The organism is Pelagimonas varians (assembly GCF_003208435.1).
Classification (GTDB): Bacteria; Pseudomonadota; Alphaproteobacteria; order Rhodobacterales; family Rhodobacteraceae; genus Pelagimonas; species Pelagimonas varians.
Genome location: NZ_QKMF01000019.1, coordinates 86,423 through 105,209 on the forward strand (window position 1 = coordinate 86,423; position 18,787 = coordinate 105,209).

Sequence of the window (18,787 nt, forward strand, 5' to 3'; positions counted from 1 at the left end):
TTCACCTCATGACCTGGTGATTAAATCAGGTCTTCAATAGGGATTTGGATTTTCCCTTCTGTCCCGTTTGGGAGTTTGCCGAGATCGGTAAATAACCATTCTTCAAAGGCCGCTATCTGCGGCCTTTTTTCATTGCCAGCAACGCATAGAAACCGAAAACATGTCGGCACCTTCAATGCAACTTTAAAGGGAGCGACCAGCTGGCCACTGGCAAGGTATCGTGTGGCCAGAGCAGAGCGAGCAAGCACAACGCCGTCGCCTGCCAGGGTCGCATCAAGCGCATGATCGGGTTGAGAAAACTGGGCCGCCAGTGGCGGGTTGTGCTCGATGTCATTTGCCAAAAACCAATGTTTCCAATTCGCCTTGGCGTGCAACAAAGGCAGAGGATCCCCATAGATCAACGGCGCATCAATCAAGCTGTTCGGGGACATATACCGCTCTGCTAGATCGGGGCGCATCATCGGCATCACCGCATCATTAAGAAGGGTCCGGCTGTAGAGCCCAACGTCAGGGCCTTCTCCGTATCGGACGGCCACATCGATTTCATCGCGGTCAAAATCCATCATGCGCAGACTGGCGGCAAACCGCAGTTCAATTTCCGGATGGGCGCGGGCAAAGTCATAGAGGCGTGGGGCAAGAATTTTTGCAGTGAACGCAGGCCCGGCAGTGACAGACAGGGCGCTGGTGTCCTGCAATTTCCGGGTTGCTCGCCACGCGCTTTCAAGTCTGTTGAACGCTTCGCTGGTTCCGGGGGCTAAGATGCGTCCGGCTTCGGTCAATTCAACAGCCCGGTTCAGACGATGGAATACCGGGTGGCCGAGATGCTCTTCGAGGTTTTTTATTTGGAAAGACAGGGCGGCTGGCGTGACATGAAGTTCGTCTGCGGCCTTTGCAAAAGACATATGGCGGGCAGCTGCTTCAAAGGCGCGCAGGGCAGTTAGCGGTGGAAGGCGTTCTGGCACGGATTAGTTTTTCTTAACTGAAGTTGAAAATAGTCTCGTTTGTTAAGCGTGATGGTGGCGGTTAAGTTCAGATCAGTCAAGAGATGCTAACCCAAAGCCCAGGAGGCCAAGATGATTGAGATCGCTCATACCCGCCAAATGGAACGTGCCATTAAATTGGCCCGCGCCGAACGCAGTGCTGCCTTTGCCGCGGTTTGGACCCGCCTATTTTCGTTCCGGCCGAAATTTCATTTGCGTCCCAAGCCGCAGGCCGTGCCCGCCGGCTAATCGTATTTGCCATGGACGGAACTGAAAACGCCCCCGAACCGCAAGGCTCCGGGGGCGTTTTTTTATGTTTTCCGGGCTAGTAAGCCCGAGCGCGGTCTTTCGTTAAACGAAGAACTGTGCGCCGTTTGCCGAGATGGTCGAGCCGTTGATGAAACCAGCGTCGTCTGCCGCCAGGAAGGCCACGCAGCGCGCAATCTCTTCAGGTTCGCCAAGACGGCCGACTGGAATGCCTGCAACGATAGAATCGCGGACTTTCTCAGGGATCGCCATGACCATTTCGGTGGCAATGTAGCCAGGGCAGATGGCGTTGGCGGTGATGCCTGCGCGTGCGCCTTCTTGTGCCAGCGATTTCACGATGCCCAGATCGCCTGCTTTGGTCGCAGCATAGTTCACCTGAGCGAACTGGCCTTTTTGACCATTGATCGAGCTGATCACAATGATGCGGCCAAACTTGCGTTCGCGCATGCCAGGCCAGATCGGGTGGACGGTGTTGAAAACGCCGGTCAGGTTGGTGTCGATGACCTCTTTCCACTGGTCGGGGGTCATTTTGTGGAACGGCGCATCGCGGGTAATACCAGCGTTCGCGACCACAACATCGATTGGGCCGAGATCGGCTTCTACCTGCGCAATGCCCGCCTTTGAGGCTTCATAATCGGCAACGTTCCATTTGTACGTCTTGATTCCGGTTGCGGCGGTAAAGGTCGCGGCCTTTTCGTCGTTGCCCGCATATGTCGCGGCAACTTCGTATCCGTCGGCCTTCAGCTTTTTCGAAATCGCTTCACCGATACCGCGGCTACCGCCGGTGACGAGTGCAACTCTTGCCATTGTCTTCTCCAAAATGTGACTACCCAGTGGGTAAGGTTGTTATTCAAGTTCGACGCCTTGCGCAACAATATTGCGTATCATTGTTGCGAATCGTGTGAAATATAAAAAAAGAGGCACCCGAAGGCGCCCCTGATAATAGACTGAACCGTCTCTTACGGACGCTCTACGCAAAGAGCGACACCCATGCCGCCGCCGATGCAAAGCGTTGCGAGGCCTTTTTTGGCACCGCGTCGCTTCATTTCAAACAACAAGGTGTTGAGAACGCGGCAACCGGAAGCACCGATCGGATGGCCGATGGCGATTGCGCCGCCGTTGACGTTTACAATGGCTGGATCCCAACCCATGTCTTTGTTCACTGCGCAAGCCTGTGCGGCAAAGGCTTCGTTGGCTTCGACGAGGTCCAGATCAGCAACCGACCAACCCGCTTTGTCCAATGCTTTGCGCGACGCATAGATTGGGCCAACGCCCATGATCGATGGGTCAAGACCGGCTGTTGCGTAGGACACGATTCGCGCCAATGGCTCGATGCCGCGCTTTTCTGCGTCGTCTGCGCTCATCAACAAGGTGCCTGCGGCACCGTCGTTCAAGCCCGAAGCGTTTGCGGCAGTGACCGATCCGTCTTTGGCGAAAGCGGGGCGCAATTTCTGCATCGCTTCCATTGTTGCGCCGTGGCGAATGTATTCGTCTTTGTCGACAATGATGTCGCCGCGGCGGTTTTTGACCGTGAACGGGATGATTTCGTCGTCAAATTTGCCAGCTTTTTGTGCTGCTTCGGCTTTGTTTTGCGAAGCGACAGCAAATGTATCCTGCATCTCGCGGGTGATTTCCCACTTTGCAGCAACATTTTCAGCTGTTTGGCCCATGTGGTAGTTGTTGAAGGCATCCCACAGACCGTCACGAATCATCGTGTCGATGTATTTCATGTCGCCCATTTTGGTGCCTGGACGCAGGTTTGCGGCATGTGTCGACAAGGACATGTTTTCCTGACCGCCTGCACAAACGATGGACGCATCGCCCAACATGATGTGCTGTGCGCCCAATGCGACAGCGCGCAGGCCGGAACCACATACCTGGTTAATACCCCATGCGGCACCTTCTTGCGGCAGGCCTGCATTGATATGTGCCTGACGTGCAGGGTTTTGTCCCTGTGCCGCAGTCAAAACCTGACCAAGGATGGTCTCTGAGACCTCGGCCTTTTCGATACCGGCGCGTTCGACCAGTGCTTCGAGCACAGCAGAACCTAGATCATGCGCAGGTGTGTTTGCAAAAGAACCGCTAAAGCTGCCCACGGCTGTCCGTGCTGCACTTGCGATAACTACGTTGGTCATATGAATTCCTCCGGCCAAGCATACGAGACATGCTTAGCGCGATTCTGCGTTGTGCAAAACCGTACTTTGCTCGCCTGTCAGGAGAGAGGAATAGATCAAGCCGCGTTGCGGCAAAACCGGACAGGGTGTCTCAGTTGTGCCGTAACGTCATTTTTGCTAAGCGGACTGCTGTTCTTCGTTGTCGCGCCAGGGGGGGCGGACGCTTGGTGCCGCAAAATAATATCCTTGCAGGCAATCGACGCCTAATCTGGCAAGGCATTCGGCATCCGGTAGGTTTTCGACATACTCGGCAACCGTAAACATATCAAATTGCTCAGCAATTGAGACCATGGCAGCAACCAAAACCTGGTTGTCAGGATCGTTTGCAATCCCCACAGCGAATTCCCCGTCAATCTTAAGGACGTCAAAACTGAATTCCTTAAAGTGGCGAAGTGCGGTGTAGCCAGCCCCGAAATCGTCGATTGCAAAAGAAATACCTTTGCCCTGCAAATCATCCATAAAACTGGTGACAAGTTCTGGCACCATCATGGCTGATTGTTCCGTAATTTCGAGAATCAGGCGTTCGGCGACAGTGGGATCTTGGGAAAGGCCGCGTTGTAGCGTGCGCATCCATTTCTGAAACCCAATCGACCGCGCCGACATGTTGATCGACAAGCGAAGGTCGGGAACGCGGTGCAGTTCGGCCAGCCCCTTCTCCAAGGCGATGCAATCAAGCGTTCGGCCGTATTCGGTGTCTTCTACCGCGCCGATGAATTCGCCAGCGGGGATAATCCTGCCGGTTTCATCCAAAACCCGAATGAGCCCTTCATAGAACGCGACGCGGTCCATGGCTTGAGCCTGCACAACAGGTTGAAAGGCCAGCATCACCTGACGATGCTGGATGGCACGGTGCACCATTTCCATGGTGCTCGCGTCGCGCGTGCTTACCGCATGCTCCAGCGCGTTGCGTGCGCCGCCTGAATTGTTCTTATGGTCGCGTCCCAAATCCGCCTCCGTATCGAACCTGCCTTATTTGTGACGCGAAGGTTTTAAGCCTCCCTTAAAGATCGTGTTTGCTAAGAATTGTAAGCATTGCGCCAGAGCCGTTGACACCGGCCAAGACTGCCGTATAAGCGCGCATTCATTGGTGTTGGTGGCCTCCGCAAGGGGATCCCTGTCATTCCGGCAAAATCCGGGAAGAGGACAACGCCCTTCGAAACCTAAACGAAGGATATCAGCTGTGACCAAACGCACATCTGCCAAGTACAAAATTGACCGCCGCATGGGCGAAAACATCTGGGGCCGTCCTAAATCCCCGGTAAACCGTCGCGAATATGGCCCCGGCCAGCACGGTCAGCGCCGCAAGGGCAAAATGTCTGACTTCGGTCTGCAGCTTCGCGCCAAGCAGAAGCTAAAAGGCTACTACGGCGACCTGACCGAAAAGCAGTTCCGTCGCATCTTCGGCGAAGCCGAGCGTGTTAAAGGCGACACTGGTGAAAACCTGATCGCACTTCTGGAACGCCGCTTGGATGCGGTTGTTTACCGCGCCAAGTTCGTTGCGACCGTATTCGCCGCACGCCAGTTCGTGAACCACGGCCACGTTCTGGTCAACGGCAAGCGCGTAAACATTCCTTCGTACCGCGTCAAAGAAGGCGATGTTGTTGAAGTGCGTGAAAAGTCTCGCCAGATGGTCGTTCTGCTGGAAGCAACTCAGCTGTCCGAGCGTGACGTTCCTGACTACATCGAAGCCGACCACTCCAAAATGTCTGCGAAGTTCGTTCGTTCGCCTGGTCTGGCCGATGTGCCTTACCCAGTTGTGATGGAACCAAACCTCGTCATCGAATACTACGCTCAGAACTAAGCGTCGTTATCGAAGCAATGCGAAGGCCGTCCAGTTTGGGCGGCCTTTTTTTGTGCGTGGTTTGAAAAAGGTAAGCGGACAACAAAAAACGCGCCCGGAATAGGGCGCGTTTTGAACAAACAAACTGTGTCTGGCGGGTCAGATATACAAGACATCCCGGAACACATGCCGAACGATATCTTCGCGGCGAATGTTTTTGGCGGCAAGTTGTTCATCGCTCATCCCTTGCAGGCGTTCGACTTCTTGAGACCGTGAATTGGCCTCGGCCAAGCGCAGCAGTGCATTGAAGATGGTTTCAAAAAAGCCAGTCGCGGGCGCGCCCACTGCGTGAATATTGGTTGTTACATTTGCCATCGTACGTACCTCGAATTTGATTGCGTCTCTCGCTTGCAATCAACTTATGCTGCGGCACAGAAAGAATCTAGGTTGGCGGTAACATAGCCGCGTTTCATTGGATGCATAGCTGAGTGATTGGTTGCATAGCTGCTGTTAGAATTAAGGGGCAGCCAATTGGCCACCCCTTTGAAATCTGTCCAAAAGCCGTTCCCGAGCTAAATCCGTCGCCCGGGTTTCGGTCACACTCACCCAATAAGGATAGCCGAAGGTGTAGGTTTAAGGGAAGAAAACTGCCGCAATCGGGCAGAAATAAAGCCGATTTTGTTGGTTTGTGATTACTTTTTCATCGTACAGGTGCGAATATTGGGGTCAGTTCACGGTTTCGTGTTCGAAATAGGGCGCATTTCCGTGCGTCGCGAATCTACTGGGTGAAAGGAAAGCGTTGGATTTCGTGAAACATGCCGGTCTGATTTTCACCCATGAGGGACATCGAAGTTATGGAAAACGGCTTCGGCAACATCGGGTCGATGATGGGCCTCAGGACGCTTAATGCCTGTTCAGCCTGTTTTCGAGGCATCTTTCCAGTCAAGGTCATGTGAAACTTAAACGCTTCCATGACATGGGGGTAACCCCAGTGTTCCAGATTGTTGAGCAGCTGCGGGGGCATATTTGGACGCTTGCGTTTGTCCAGTTCGGCCTGTGACATAGGGGCGCGAAACGCGTCCAACGTCGCGACGGTATCAGCGGCCAATGCGTTCACACCCGCGGTGTCGCCCTGCGGAGTTAAAGCCAGAAATCCGCCCAGCTTTGTCACGGACAAACCGTCAAATTGAACGCGTGTCCGATCCTCGCAAAGCTGTCGAATGCTCTTGGCTAGATCCTCAAGACTGGTTCCGACAGCCAATCGAAAGGGAGGTTTGATGGTGGCGTGCAAGCCATATTTGCGTGGGGTATGCGTCAATTGTTCAATGGGCATCGGCAGGCCATCAATCCGGGGGTGGGGAACCGCTCTGACCGACCGAGAATCCCAGCCAAGAAGACTGGTACAAAATTCCAGTGCCTGGCCTTCAGGCATTGTGGCGAAAATGGCATATCTGGCAAAAGTCATCGGCGTCCCCTTTGATCCCAGCTATTTAGGATCCCGCAGCCAATTGTCGGAAAAGCTGACACCTGAAGTTACGCAAAAACGGGACATCCGAGCCAGTTCTGCATTCAGTCGATCCTGACGCGCCTTGCCCCACAAAACGCCGCGTTCCGGCCAGACGGCGGTGACATGCAGCCTGTCTGCGTTGCGATCTGTAGCAACATCGATCCGTCCAACCAGCCGATCTTTTTCCAACATCGGGAAGACATAGTACCCGTATTGGCGTTTTGCAGCGGGTGTGAAAATTTCGATCCGGTAGTGAAAGCCAAACAGCTTTTCCGCCCGTTTTCTGTCGCGCAGCATTGGATCGAACGGGCTTAGGATACGCATGCGATTCTGCGGGATGGGAGCGTTGTCTGCAGCCATCAAAACATCTGGTCTTGCAAAGCATTGGCGCATTTGGCCATCGGTTTGCTCAATCTGGATTGGGGTCAGATGGCCGGAGGTGACAGCCTCGTTGCACCAGATACGAGCCTCAGCAGCGGAAATAGATGCCCAAAAGGCAGCGATTTCACCGCTGGTGGCAAAACCCAAACGGTCAATGGCGGCGTTGCACAACCAATCGATGCTCTGTTTCTCTGTTGGTTTTCTGGTCAATTGGGTTTGGGGGATGACCCGATTTGTCAGATCAAAGAATTTGCGGAACTGTTCGCGGCGAGACACAGCCAACTGTCCGGTTTGCCAAAGGAACTCCAGCGCGGTCTTAGATGGGTGCCAGTCCCACCATCCACCTGATCCCCTTGCTTCGTCGTCACCCACGTCACCCGAACCGCAGGCCCCTTTGTCTTCTATGCGGTCCAAAACCCCCTGCACTTTGTCCTCAAATCCGTCACGGCGCCATGCACGCCACTGTTTGCGCAGCTTGGTGTCGTTCCGGTCAAAACGCATATTCCAGTGGGGGTAGAAATCAGTTGGAATGATAGACGCATCATGCGTCCAATGTTCGAACAGGGATCGGTCGTGCTCCAGAAGGTGATCCAGATTCCCCGGGCGATAGGCCTGCCGTCTTGAAAACAAAATCATGTGGTGAGCGCGTTCAACTGTGCGCACGCTGTCGACTTGAACAAAACCAAGTCGTGTAATCAGTTCTAGCAGGTCTGCGCCCTTGCCGGCCCCTGTCGGTGCTTCGCCAAGGGCGTGTTTGTCCAAAAACAGCCGCCGCGCCTGTGCGTTTGAAAGCGTTATCACCGGCGTTTGAGCGTGTCCCCGTAGGCAATCGTCGGGGTCAGTTCGACGATTTTCTCAAGTTCCGCGTCAGCGTTGTCGACACGATTGGCGATGATTTGCGCGGCGCGTGTGCCAATTTCAGTCCGGCACGCATCCATCGTGGCCAACTGGCGTGGCAAGCCTTGCAGCAACTCAACCCCGTTGAAACCAGCAAGGCCAACCTGTCCGGGAATATCGATGCCTTTGTCCAATAGGTGCAACAAACCCCCAGCTGCTATCATATCATTGGAGTAATAGAGGAAATCCAGTTCAGGATCGCGCTCCAACATGGTGGCCGTCATTTCGCGGCCCTTGGCGAGCGCCGAGCCGCCGGAGTAGAATTCTTGGTCGACCACCTCGACGCCCTCTTTCGCCAAGGCCTCTGTAAAGCCTTCGAAACGCTTGCGGGCGCGGTGGTCCAACGGCATTTTTGTTCCCATGAAACCAATACGTTGATAGCCTTGCTTTAAAATAGCGCGCGCCATTTCGCGGCCTGCACGGCGGTGCGAAATGCCGACGGCGCTATCAATGGGCTTGCCATCGGTGTCCATGATCTCGACCACCGGAATTCCGCTGGCTTTGAGCATCGCGCGCGCAGCGTCAGTATGTTCCAGACCGGCGATAATGACGCCCGATGGCCGCCATGACAGCATTTCATACAAGACGCGTTCTTCCTTTTCAGGAAGGTAATCTGTAACGCCGACCACAGGCTGCAGATCGGTTTCTTCGAGCACGCTGCTGATACCGGACATGACTTCGGGAAAGACCATATTGCGCAGCGACGGGATGATCACAGCGACTAGATTTACACGCTGACTGGCCAAGGCTCCAGCGATTTTATTGGGTACATACCCCAGTGTCTTTGCTGCTTCGAGAACCTTTTCGCGGGTTGCTTGGCTGACATCGCCCCTGTTTCGCAAAACCCGGCTGACGGTCATTTCGGAAACGCCCGAAGCTTCGGATACATCGCGGAGAGTCAGCGGGCGAGAAGCATCATTGGTCACAGGCGCAAATCCTTTTGTTTTGAAAAACGTTACCGCAAACGTGGTGCATGACACAAGATGGCCAATGTGACGCGGTGACGGGATGACAACCGGTGGAAGGCAAGCTATGAGATTCGGTGTGGTCCCGTGGCTCAACTGGATAGAGCAGCCCCCTCCTAAGGGGCAGGTTGCAGGTTCGAATCCTGCCGGGGTCACCAAAAACACCTGAAAAATATGGCTTATTTACAGGGCCTTGTGCAGGAGCGTGCAGAAAGTCCCGCGAGCTTTCGCGCTCAATTCTGCTGAAACGGCGGAAATCTCGTACAAATCCTGTACAAAATTTGCACGTCTTTGCGTATCTTGGGGCCTTCCAATGAGCTGGCGGGTTGCGAACACATGCGCGGAACGGAAGTTCGGCAGCGCCACGCGCAAGCAGATCATCATGTTTCTGGCTGACAAGGCGAGCGATGATGGTTCGGGCATCTGGTGTTCCAAGGGCACGATCCAGCGACATACCGAGCTCGGCGAGACCACAGTCAAGCGAACCGTGCGAGAGTTCCTGAAAGAAGGCATCCTAGTCGAGACCGGCGCACGGACCTGTAAGAACGGTTTCACGGTCGTTTACCGGATCGATTTGGCGAAAGTCGAAGCGCTGGAACCGACCGCAGAACCCGAGATTGAGACGGGGTCCACAGTGGCCCCCGTCCAGTCTGGCCCCGGTACGGGGGCCACTGTGGCCGGGGTACCGGGGCCACCACGGCCCCCAAACCATCCTAAAACCATCCATAAACCACCTACGCGCAAGCGCGAGGCGGCGGTGAGTGAAGATGCTGATAAGATTTTGGCAGCCTATCCACCCGACCGACTTCGCGGCAAAGCGGCCTGCCTTGCCCAAATCGAAGAGGCCATGAAGGAAGGAATTGCACCGGAGGACTTGCGGCAGGCGGTCCAAGCCTACGCGACCGACAGCGCAGGGTTCACCCGCTCCAAGGTCTGCTTTTCCGACAACTGGTTTCAGTCGCGGCGTTGGCAGGCCTATGTCGAGAGGCAGGCGGAAGACCGAGAAAAAGCGACGGCGTTGGGGGCCGATCATCGCGCTCGACTGGCTTGCTGGATCAGCGATAACCACCCGATGTGCAAACACATCACGCCGAGGCAGGTTGCAGATTTGCTTGCCTCAAAGCTGGTGACACAGGCGCAACTCCAAGCCGCGGGCCTCAGATCATGACCGCAACCGATCCAACCAAAGAGCAAACAGCAAGGCGACCCATGTCATACGCTGGCGCTGCTGACACGGGACCTTGCGAGGGGCGGCAAGCCTCCCCTTCGAACCACACAGGCGCGGAAAATGCCCGCACCAAAGAGCCGCTAACCGAGACCTTCGTCTTCCGGTGCACAGCGGCAGAGAAGGCCCAGCTCCGCGCCAAAGCCGAGGCTGCTGGCTTGCCCGCAGCGACCTTGCTGCGCGAGGCGCTTGGCCTCACTGAGGCCCGCCGCCGCAAGCCCATCCCTCGCGTCGATCCGGCGCTGGTGCTGGCCGTCGGGCGCATTGGGGGCAACCTCAACCAGATCGCCCGCTGGCTTAACCGCGCGATGCTGGTGGGGCGCGTTGATCTTGACGCGCTCACCGTTGCCCGCCGTTTGTTGACCATCGAGCGCCAGCTTGCCCAGATCGTCGAGGCGGCGCGCCGATGCTGATCAAGTTCTTCCGCAACGGCAAAGGCGCGGGGGCCGGTCCGGTCGGCTACCTCGTCGCGGACAAGGTGCTGGCCTATGACGACAACCGCGAACTGATCCGCGATGCTGACGGCCAGCCGATCACCGTCACGCGCGAGCCTTTGCCAGAGGTTCTGCGCGGCAATCCCGACCGCACCGAAGCGCTCATCGACGCAAGCCGCCACCAGTGGACCTACCGCGCGGGTGTGATCAGCTTTGCCGCCGAGGATGCCCCGACCGAGGAACAACAGGCCGAGGTCATGGACCACTTCGAGGGTCTGGCCTTCGCGGGGCTGGACCCTGAGCAATATGAGGTGCTCTGGGTCCGACATACCCACGAAGACCGCGTCGAGCTTCACTTCTGCACGCCGCGCTTGGAGCTGACCTCGGGGCGGAGCCTCAACATCGCGCCGCCGGGCTACGAGAAAGCCTTCGATAGTCTGCGCGACGTGATGAACCAGCGCCACGACTGGGCCGATCCGATGGAGCTGGAGCGAACCCAGGAGGTCCGCGACACCATCGAAACCCCGACCCGCGCACAGGGCCGCGACGAGCTGCATGCGTGGCTGCAAGACCAGATCAGCGTGGGCCTGATCACAGACCGCGCCACGATGATCGATGCCCTCGCAGACGCAGGCTACGACCTGCCGCGCGTCGGCAAGGCCTACCTGACCGCCCAAGACCCTGACACCGGCGAGCGGTGGCGTTTGAAAGGAGAGATTTTCCATGAAGACTGGCAAGCCGACCCGGTTGAGCGAGAAGCTGAACGCGGAGCTGGACACGATCCGGCAGGACTACGCCGCCTCGATGGCATCCCAGCTGGAGAGCTTCAGGAGCGATTTGAGCAGCATTGCGACCAACGCGCAGCGTACAATCGAGATCGATACCCGCACTTTTCTGCGACAGAACAAGAGCTGGCTGACGATCTCGCCTTGGCTGATCACGGGGACATTCTTGGCGGGGATCGTCTTGATGATGGCCGCGAGCTTGCTCTGGACGCTGTTGCTGACCAGCTCGGAACTGACGGACTTGGGGGTGACACGGATCGACAGGGAGGACTCGACATGGCTGGTATTGGACCCGACCAAGACGCGTCTGAGGACCTGCACACTGGGCGGCAGATCAGTGACCTGCATCAAGATCGAGGAGGACTAGATGACGACACCCCTGACAGCCTTGGAACGCGACTTGCTCGTCTGCGTCGAGCGGTTGGTAACGGCCTGCGAGGTCTCAGCAAAGGAATTGAGCGGGTTAGAGGAACGCTCGACGACCAGGATGCAGAGCCAGATGGATGGTATCGCACAATGCGTGACGCTGCTGGTGCGTTCGCAAGCCGTGTCACTGAAAGCATTGCGTGGATTGTTGAACGAGGAAGCGAGCTACGCGACGCTGGACGAGCAATTGAGCAGGAGCTTGAGCTTAGCGAAGGACGCCGAAGAGAGGCTGAGACAGAACTAGAAGAGCGGGAAGTCGAGATGGATCGGGGGATGACGCACTAAGGTGCGATTAATGGTTCGATGCCCGAAATATCGATCTCTTTGGCTGCAGTCGCTATGCCGAAATTCGTTTGCAAGTTCATCCAATAGGCTGGTGTGGTGCCGAAAACGCGGGCGAGTCGCAGCGCTGTGTCAGGCGTGATGCCATTTTTTCCCTTGATCAACTGTTCAATCCGAACCCGAGGCATTTCAAGACGGCGAGCAAACACTATTGCGGGAATTTCTAGGGGATCAAGGTAAAAGTTCTTCAAGACTTCACCCGGATGCATTGGTTCTTCGAGCAGTCCCATGAGCATATGCAATTACCATTTTATAGCGTTGGGCGGTTCGGAGGCGACGCCATACGTCTGTGCCATTGCCCAATGATCCGACTTCGACGCGTTCAGGCAACTGCGACGTTACCAGAAACTGTAAGCATGCTAGGTATACCGAGCGCGCCATTCTAAGTTCCCGACTCCAATTTCTTGCGGAAAATTTATGTGTCTTGGGAGGCCAGCGTAACTAACCGCCCCCTCAATTTGTTCGTGTAGAGTGACCCCACCATCAGGTGCGATCCTGATTTTTCCGCTGTCATATAAGCGATGAATGTCGACACGCATGCAAAGGCCATTGCCGACAAAATCGGTGCCGCCATCACCAACCGGAATGATATGAGCGGCTTCCAGTACTTCAAGAGTCGGTTCTTGTGTTAAGATACAGCGACCCGCACCTGCCTGAAGTACGTCTCTTCTAAATCTCGATTGATTGGAACGCCTTAGCACACTTGCTGTGACGCGCGTGCGTTCGATAATCAAAGGGATTTCCGAGCTGCGCGAGGTAGCGACCTCCTCATCAATGCGCTCTATGTTTTCGAGGAAGGACTGCTCTTCGCCTTGCTGTATTTCCGTGTTCATCACTTCATCAAGATAGAATTTTTGTTCGTATCGATCGGCAGTTTGATCCGTCTGACAAATTCCAAAATTTGCTAAGAACAGTAAGAATTCTCGAGCGAGCCTTTTGTCATTAGCCGCTGGGACGCAGTCTGGCCAGTCACTGACATCAAGCCGTCCTTTGCGGAACTCAAAAACTGATACAGCTATGTCACCATGAGGAGCCATCGTACCAGCGAGTGGAATGACAACTTCTATTAGCTCATTGGAGCTCAGAAAAGCTTCAGAAATCCCGTACGCCCGCCCCAGCTGGTTCATAACGGACAAGATCAATTCAAACGGCTTGATGCGAAGCCCAGCCCCTCGCCAATTAGCAATTTCTGCGTCACCATATGTTGCGGGATTAGGTAGCACGGTATTTCGGACCATTAAGGCGGCAAACTCGTCATTTGTAATTCGACCTAGCGCAACTTTACGTCCAAATTCTGTCAGTTCAACTTGGCCTCTTCTTGATGTCAGAAGCCCAGTGCCTCGCCAATACTGCCCGGAATTTCGAATGAGGTTTCGATCACCGGTTCTGGCTAGATTGATATCAGTTCTCGTATCTAGCCGGACCCGATCAAGTTCTTCAATTAGCCTATCTGAGTTGAATGCATCCCCTTCAAACTGACTAAGCGCCCTCAGAACTCCTAAGAATACAGGCGCTTTTAACAATCCTTCACTTGGCGCGACGCTTAGCCATCGCCATTTGTACGATGGGAAAGGCTTAACAGGAGTGTTCATATCGCAAGCTCAACGTTCTGAGTAATGCGGTCGGCGTTTTTTGCAAGCATTACGCCAATCGCGTAGCCGAGAGCGGGAGGAACTGCGTTAGCAATTTGCCTATATGCGGACGTTTTCGTGCCTTCGAAAACAAAGTCGTCTGGAAATGACTGAACTGCGGCTAACTCTCTGGCGGACATCCTTCGATGGTTGTTTGGATGGTGAAGAACAACGACACCGCCTTTTTCGTCCCCCCGCCCGGTGACTGTCGGTGCAGGTTGATTAGCATCGATCACGCGATGTCCAAGGTGACCGTTGAACCGAAGTTTGTATTTCGAACATTCATGGTTGGGTAAATTTGGTGCATCCTCGGGCTCAGGTATGTGGGCAAGCGCTTTGCCAACCGTTAGCCAAGGCTTCAACGTTGCGTCTCTGGATTTGGACTTCGGATCTTGGTGACTTGGGCTTGGTGGAAAGAACAGTTCAGTCTGCGTAATGTCATTCCGGACGCCCAGCATCACAAAGCGCATTCTTTTTTGTGGTGCTCCAAAATCGGCAGAGTTAAGGACTTTCCATACAGTTCTGTAGCCAGCATCAGAAAAATCGGACTCGATCCTTCTGAGAATTTCGCCTTTTCCAAGCGAGACTAGCCCTTTAACATTCTCTGCGATGAAGAACTTCGGCTGTTTTTCCGTAACCACACGGACCATTTCGACATATAATTTGTTTCGTTCGTCCGAAACCGTCCGCCCTCGATTGGCTACTGAAAACCCCTGACAAGGGAAGCCACCGACAACAACATCCGCCTCTGGAATTTCGGAGGAGGGAATTTTGCAGATGTCACGCGTATCAACATGATCACCGATATTGCGGCGATAGGTTGCAACCGCATCAGCAAAAATATCATTGGCCCAAACTATTGTATGCCCAGCCTTTATGAGTCCTAAGTCCAATCCGCCAGCGCCACTAAAAAGAGAAATGATTTTCATAAAGACACGCGCTCCATCTTCGCTAAGGTGCTAAGTTGTTCGCCCAAGTATTTTCCAAACAGGACTGGGACTGCATTTCCAACTTGCCGATAACACGAGTTCATTTGACCAAGAAATTCGAAATCTATGGGAAAAGATTGAATGATTGCTTGCTCACGTACGGACATGCGTCGATGGTTTTTTGGGTGTTGTATTGCACAAACGCCGCCGCCACCGTTGCCACGTGCCAATATTGTTGGCGACGGCATGTCTGGGTTAGTTGTTCTATGGCCAGTAAAGTTCCTGTTTGTAACTTTGTACAGGGAGCAGATGTGGTTCAACAACTGGTGATCACTTTCTGGCTCAGGAATGTCTGCCAATGCTGTCCCAACGGAAACCCACTTTTTCAAGTTACCTGAACCTTTGGCATCGTGTGTCGGCTCTGGATAACGGTAATCCAACGTCTCAGGCAAATCCTTGCGAGTTCCAGCAATAATGACCCGTCGTCGAGATTGAGGAACACCATAGTCGGCAGTGTTGAAGAGCCTTTTCTGTACCCGATAACCAGCCCGCGAGAAATCGTCTTCTATCTTTTTGATGGCATGACCACCATCAAGACTTAAAATCCCACGCACATTTTCAGCAAGAAACCATTTAGGTTGCTTGTCAGTTGTGACCCTAAGAAACTCTTTATAGAGACTATTTCGTGGATCATCCCCGACCCTCAAACGGTTAGCTTGAGAGAAGCCTTGGCACGGAAATCCGCCCACCACGACATCGCAGTTGGGGATTTCTTCGGAGGGCACATTTTCAATAGGGGCAAGAATGGCGTGGTTGCCGATATTGTGAGCATATGTCCTCACGCAGTCGGCATCGAAATCATTTGCCCAGACGATCTTATGTCCCGACTGAATCAGCCCTAGGTCTAACCCACCCGCTCCGCTAAAGAGTGACACCACCCTCATCGGTTCACACGCTTTTCAGAAAAAATTTGAACCAGTTTCAGTAGCATAAGGTTATTGTTTCTCATCTTCTAATTCTGAAACTCTCTTCTCTATGAATGCGATAATTTCTGAAGCCATCTTGCTTTTTGTCCTAGCACAAACGACTTTGAAGCGTGTGTGTAAGCTTTCAGGAACATCAATAGAGACCCTTTTCATAGGTCCACTCGATGACGCTTCTGGGCTAGTGGAAAAGTTGTTGCCGTTAGTGTTCATCAGTCTTGTTTTTCCTGATTTAGGGGCCTTTTCTGCATTCATGGCCGTTAATTTAGTTGCCCAGCCCGCATATGGCTTGCGCCAACTCATCCTTTGCTTATCGCACCAATTGCCATGTAAACGAATAAATGTGCAAACCCACATTTGTGGGTCATTCATAAGGCTACCCATGCTGGATTGTCCATAAGCATATTGCGATGTTTACATAAACCTAAGCCCAGTTTTGGGGGAGCTATTCTTCGACAAGCTGGTCTAGGCGAAGCCTAGTGACGTGTAAGGTCAGAACTGATCCCGTTAGCACAGGCACCAGAGCGCCGGAGATAACTACGACGAGCAATTGCATGGCCGTAATCCAATCCGGACCCGCGGATATGTCGAAAAATTGAAAACGTAGAAAGCCAACTAAATAGCAGACACAGACACTTGCATAGATGGTATAGAGGGGCGTCAGCGGGGTAATCGCGGTTCGTTGCGCCCGTTCCAAAGCTGCCCGTCGAATACGCTTCCAGTTATCGCTTGGTTGTTGCATTTGGTTACTCCCTTGAGAATTCAATCCAAGTGTGAACGGCATCATCCGTTACTTCGTTACCTTTAACCTCTGACTCGTACCAGCGCGCCACGATGGCCCCGCGCTTCTCACTTTTGATTTTGATGCCAGCGCTCACCAGATACTGATCCAGCGAAGTTTCGATCCGTTTCAAAGCTTCGAAATCATGGCCAACGCGGATTGATTTCGTGCCGAGCAGCAACCAAGCGACGTCAACCTCGAACTTGTCCTGCATCTTAACTAAGGCTTCGACAGGGACGCCGCGCTTGCCTTTTTCGTAACTGTGGTACGCCCTATGCGAGACGCCAATGGCTTCGGCCATAGCAGCCTGAGAAACACCTATTTCACCGCGACAGATCGCTAGGCGTGCGCCTATCTCAGCAAACAAATCGGCATCTTCTCGCGGCATGCAAGTTTCCTAATTGACCGTTGCGCAATTTTGTATAAACATAGCACAAAATGACGTATATTCACGTTTCAATCCATCAGAACACGTCAGAAGGTGCGGAACAAGCGATTCCACGTGTACAGAAAATTCGACCCGAACGGAGAAGGATGACTGAAATGGCAGAAATTGACAAAACAGACAGCTCGCAAATCCTGGGGCTTGGCAAGACGCCAGCTCAATGGGTTGAGATCATGGCCGAGCGGGAGATTGAAATTTCCGAGCGCACCTTGCGCGAGCGGGCAAATGATACAGGCGCGTTCTATCGGCTAGGGCGGACCATGCTAATCACACCCGCGCAGATCGACACGATTTTTGAAGGAGGTCAGTCATGCCGCTCCAAATCTACAAGAGGGGTCGCTTCTACTGGGTTAAGGGCTGGGTCGAGTACAACGGCAGGCGCATCGCAGGCCCATACCGGCGAAGCACTAAGGCATCTACAGAAGCGGGCGCGCGGGACTGGGTAGCACTTGAAACTGAAATGCAGATACGTCGACATGTTGTCGGTGATGAGATCAGCAAGACATTTTCAGATGCAATCATGCTCTATAACGCCTCCGAAGAAGACGCTGAGCGTCTCATTCCAATTGTCAAAGCGATTGGGGCCATGCCGCTGACGGCGATCACAGGCGCTTTGTTGAAAGGGTTTGGGCCAGATTGGAAACCGATGGCATCGACCGATACTTGGTGGAGGGAAATTATTGTTCCAGCAAGCGCTGTCATCAATAATGCACACCAGTTGTTGGGGACGCCTCTGATCCGCGTAAAGCCCTATGATAAATTTGAACGTATTTCACAGGACAAACTGCGCGACAAGCCGAGCCGCGTTGAGCGTACGCCTGCGGACAAGGAGTGGATCGAGGCGTTCTGTAGCGCAGCTGATCCATACAACGCGGCGCTGGTCCGGTTCATGTTCGAGACGGCGGCGCGGATCGATCAGGCGGTTTCGTTAGAGCCTCATGATCTGCGGCCCGCCGAGAACAAGGTAAGGGTAAAGGCCCAGAAGGGACACCCCGAGAGCTGGATCACGGTATCCCCAGAGATGATGGACGAACTGCAGGCCTTGCCACCAAAGCGACCCAAGAACCGCAAGACCGGTAAATTCATGAAGCCGCGCGTTTTTGGCTATGGCAGCTCGACCGGATACAACACACGCTGGAAGACGATCTGCAAGCGGGCTGGCATCCAATACCTATCCGCGCACCAAGCAGGGCGGCACGGGTTCTTCACTGAATTGGTTGTCCGACAAGGGGTCGATCCGGTCACCGCAGCCAAGGCCGGGCGCTGGTCAGACCCGAATTTGCCCATGCGCATCTATGCCCACGCAGAGACGGATGAGGCCGATGTTAGGGCCCGTTTTCGTACAAACCATGTACAGGAAGACCCTGTACAATCACCCAAACAACAGAAATCAAATAAGGAATAACGCTATGAACGGTTCCCTCCTAAGGGGCAGGTTATTGGTTCGAATCCAATCGGGATCACCAAAACACCCTTAAAATATTGCCTGTTTGCAGCGCTTTGCGCAGAAACTCACGCCGCGACGCATGCCGATGTCGGCTGATGTGGATAAATTCCTGTATTAAACCGGTAGAAACCCGTTGGGTTTTCCGCCTTTTGAGGCCCTCCAATGCGCTGGTGCCTGGCTAAGGAGTGTTCTGAATGCAAGTTCGGGAGTGCTCCACGCAAACAGATCATCAGGTTCTTGGCTGAAAAGGCGAGTGACGACGGCTCAAGCATCTGGTGTTCCAAGGGCGCAATCCAGCATGGACCTGTCGCGGTTTGATGCCGCTCCTTTGATAGCATTTACTGCAACAAAGGAGACAGACTATGGGACTGAAACGTACGGACGAATTTCGCCAAGATGCGGTGCGTA

Annotated in this window: 21 protein-coding genes and 1 tRNA gene; 8 read left to right on the top strand and 14 right to left on the bottom strand. The window is 54.1% G+C overall.

Translation table 11 applies throughout. The features are described from left to right. Window positions 1-20 precede the first annotated feature (20 nt). Window positions 21-962 (bottom strand): transcriptional regulator GcvA, encoded by a 942-nt coding sequence (gcvA, locus tag C8N36_RS19915; RefSeq protein WP_097806468.1) that lies wholly within the window; start codon window positions 960-962, stop codon window positions 21-23. Window positions 963-1,073: 111 nt separating this feature from the next. On the opposite strand from gcvA, the gene C8N36_RS24280 reads away from it, so the two are divergent. Then, window positions 1,074-1,229, top strand: a complete 156-nt coding sequence (locus tag C8N36_RS24280) for a hypothetical protein (RefSeq protein ID WP_170125935.1) — start codon at window positions 1,074-1,076, stop codon at window positions 1,227-1,229. A 102-nt stretch (window positions 1,230-1,331) separates the two neighbouring features. Here C8N36_RS24280 and phbB read toward each other — a convergent pair whose 3' ends face one another. The 3 genes from phbB to C8N36_RS19930 form a co-directional block, all read right to left on the bottom strand. Then, a complete protein-coding gene (phbB, locus tag C8N36_RS19920; RefSeq protein WP_097806469.1) occupies window positions 1,332-2,054 on the bottom strand; it encodes an acetoacetyl-CoA reductase in 723 nt (240 codons plus the stop codon). 152 nt (window positions 2,055-2,206) lie between these two features. Then, the gene (locus C8N36_RS19925; protein ID WP_097806470.1) at window positions 2,207-3,382 is read right to left on the bottom strand and encodes an acetyl-CoA C-acetyltransferase; all 1,176 of its coding nucleotides are present in this window, start codon (window positions 3,380-3,382) and stop codon (window positions 2,207-2,209) included. Between the two features lie 156 nt (window positions 3,383-3,538). After that, window positions 3,539-4,366 (bottom strand): EAL domain-containing protein, encoded by an 828-nt coding sequence (locus tag C8N36_RS19930; RefSeq protein ID WP_370739168.1) that lies wholly within the window; start codon window positions 4,364-4,366, stop codon window positions 3,539-3,541. 235 nt (window positions 4,367-4,601) lie between these two features. On the opposite strand from C8N36_RS19930, the gene rpsD reads away from it, so the two are divergent. Beyond that, complete coding sequence (rpsD, locus tag C8N36_RS19935) at window positions 4,602-5,222, top strand: 30S ribosomal protein S4 (protein ID WP_097806472.1); 621 nt, start codon at window positions 4,602-4,604, stop codon at window positions 5,220-5,222. A 138-nt stretch (window positions 5,223-5,360) separates the two neighbouring features. Here rpsD and C8N36_RS19940 read toward each other — a convergent pair whose 3' ends face one another. The 4 genes from C8N36_RS19940 to C8N36_RS19955 form a co-directional block, all read right to left on the bottom strand. Beyond that, window positions 5,361-5,576 (bottom strand): DUF1127 domain-containing protein, encoded by a 216-nt coding sequence (locus C8N36_RS19940; protein ID WP_170125936.1) that lies wholly within the window; start codon window positions 5,574-5,576, stop codon window positions 5,361-5,363. A gap of 403 nt (window positions 5,577-5,979) precedes the next feature. Continuing rightward, window positions 5,980-6,666, bottom strand: coding sequence for a DUF1045 domain-containing protein (locus C8N36_RS19945; protein WP_097806473.1), 687 nt, complete (start codon window positions 6,664-6,666; stop codon window positions 5,980-5,982). A 21-nt stretch (window positions 6,667-6,687) separates the two neighbouring features. Further along, the gene (locus C8N36_RS19950) at window positions 6,688-7,887 is read right to left on the bottom strand and encodes a winged helix-turn-helix domain-containing protein (RefSeq protein ID WP_370739169.1); all 1,200 of its coding nucleotides are present in this window, start codon (window positions 7,885-7,887) and stop codon (window positions 6,688-6,690) included. Further along, window positions 7,887-8,912, bottom strand: a complete 1,026-nt coding sequence (locus C8N36_RS19955) for a LacI family DNA-binding transcriptional regulator (RefSeq protein WP_097806494.1) — start codon at window positions 8,910-8,912, stop codon at window positions 7,887-7,889. Before C8N36_RS19955 ends, C8N36_RS19950 begins: the two co-directional genes overlap by 1 nt. A gap of 120 nt (window positions 8,913-9,032) precedes the next feature. Here C8N36_RS19955 and C8N36_RS19960 point away from each other — a divergent pair. From C8N36_RS19960 to C8N36_RS19975, 4 genes are all read left to right on the top strand, one after another. Beyond that, window positions 9,033-9,109: transfer RNA gene (locus C8N36_RS19960), tRNA-Arg, on the top strand. A 155-nt stretch (window positions 9,110-9,264) separates the two neighbouring features. Continuing rightward, window positions 9,265-10,119, top strand: coding sequence for a hypothetical protein (locus tag C8N36_RS19965; protein ID WP_097806475.1), 855 nt, complete (start codon window positions 9,265-9,267; stop codon window positions 10,117-10,119). Further along, window positions 10,116-10,589, top strand: coding sequence for a plasmid mobilization protein (locus tag C8N36_RS24565; protein ID WP_245911000.1), 474 nt, complete (start codon window positions 10,116-10,118; stop codon window positions 10,587-10,589). Before C8N36_RS19965 ends, C8N36_RS24565 begins: the two co-directional genes overlap by 4 nt. Beyond that, on the top strand, window positions 10,583-12,106 hold the full coding sequence (locus C8N36_RS19975) for a relaxase family protein (protein ID WP_097806476.1): 1,524 nt from the start codon (window positions 10,583-10,585) through the stop codon (window positions 12,104-12,106). The genes C8N36_RS24565 and C8N36_RS19975 overlap by 7 nt, the downstream gene beginning before the upstream one ends. On the opposite strand, the gene C8N36_RS19980 is transcribed toward C8N36_RS19975, so the two are convergent. From C8N36_RS19980 to C8N36_RS20010, 6 genes are all read right to left on the bottom strand, one after another. Continuing rightward, window positions 12,103-12,393, bottom strand: coding sequence for a HigA family addiction module antitoxin (locus C8N36_RS19980; RefSeq protein ID WP_097806477.1), 291 nt, complete (start codon window positions 12,391-12,393; stop codon window positions 12,103-12,105). The genes C8N36_RS19975 and C8N36_RS19980 overlap by 4 nt on opposite strands. Before the next feature lie 129 nt (window positions 12,394-12,522). After that, window positions 12,523-13,755, bottom strand: coding sequence for an HNH endonuclease (locus tag C8N36_RS19985; protein WP_097806478.1), 1,233 nt, complete (start codon window positions 13,753-13,755; stop codon window positions 12,523-12,525). Beyond that, window positions 13,752-14,723: a DNA cytosine methyltransferase gene (locus C8N36_RS19990; protein WP_097806479.1), complete on the bottom strand. Its 972-nt coding sequence runs from the start codon at window positions 14,721-14,723 to the stop codon at window positions 13,752-13,754. Before C8N36_RS19990 ends, C8N36_RS19985 begins: the two co-directional genes overlap by 4 nt. Further along, window positions 14,720-15,658: a DNA cytosine methyltransferase gene (locus tag C8N36_RS19995; RefSeq protein ID WP_211318266.1), complete on the bottom strand. Its 939-nt coding sequence runs from the start codon at window positions 15,656-15,658 to the stop codon at window positions 14,720-14,722. The genes C8N36_RS19990 and C8N36_RS19995 overlap by 4 nt, the downstream gene beginning before the upstream one ends. 60 nt (window positions 15,659-15,718) lie before the next feature. Next, the gene (locus tag C8N36_RS24570) at window positions 15,719-16,090 is read right to left on the bottom strand and encodes a plasmid partition protein ParG (protein ID WP_245911001.1); all 372 of its coding nucleotides are present in this window, start codon (window positions 16,088-16,090) and stop codon (window positions 15,719-15,721) included. Window positions 16,091-16,452: 362 nt separating this feature from the next. Then, complete coding sequence (locus tag C8N36_RS20010) at window positions 16,453-16,875, bottom strand: helix-turn-helix domain-containing protein (RefSeq protein ID WP_097806482.1); 423 nt, start codon at window positions 16,873-16,875, stop codon at window positions 16,453-16,455. Between the two features lie 155 nt (window positions 16,876-17,030). On the opposite strand from C8N36_RS20010, the gene C8N36_RS24575 reads away from it, so the two are divergent. Both C8N36_RS24575 and C8N36_RS20015 read left to right on the top strand, forming a co-directional pair. Beyond that, a complete protein-coding gene (locus tag C8N36_RS24575) occupies window positions 17,031-17,378 on the top strand; it encodes a hypothetical protein (protein WP_245911002.1) in 348 nt (115 codons plus the stop codon). A gap of 14 nt (window positions 17,379-17,392) precedes the next feature. Continuing rightward, window positions 17,393-18,337, top strand: coding sequence for a tyrosine-type recombinase/integrase (locus C8N36_RS20015; protein WP_245911003.1), 945 nt, complete (start codon window positions 17,393-17,395; stop codon window positions 18,335-18,337). Window positions 18,338-18,787 lie beyond the last annotated feature (450 nt).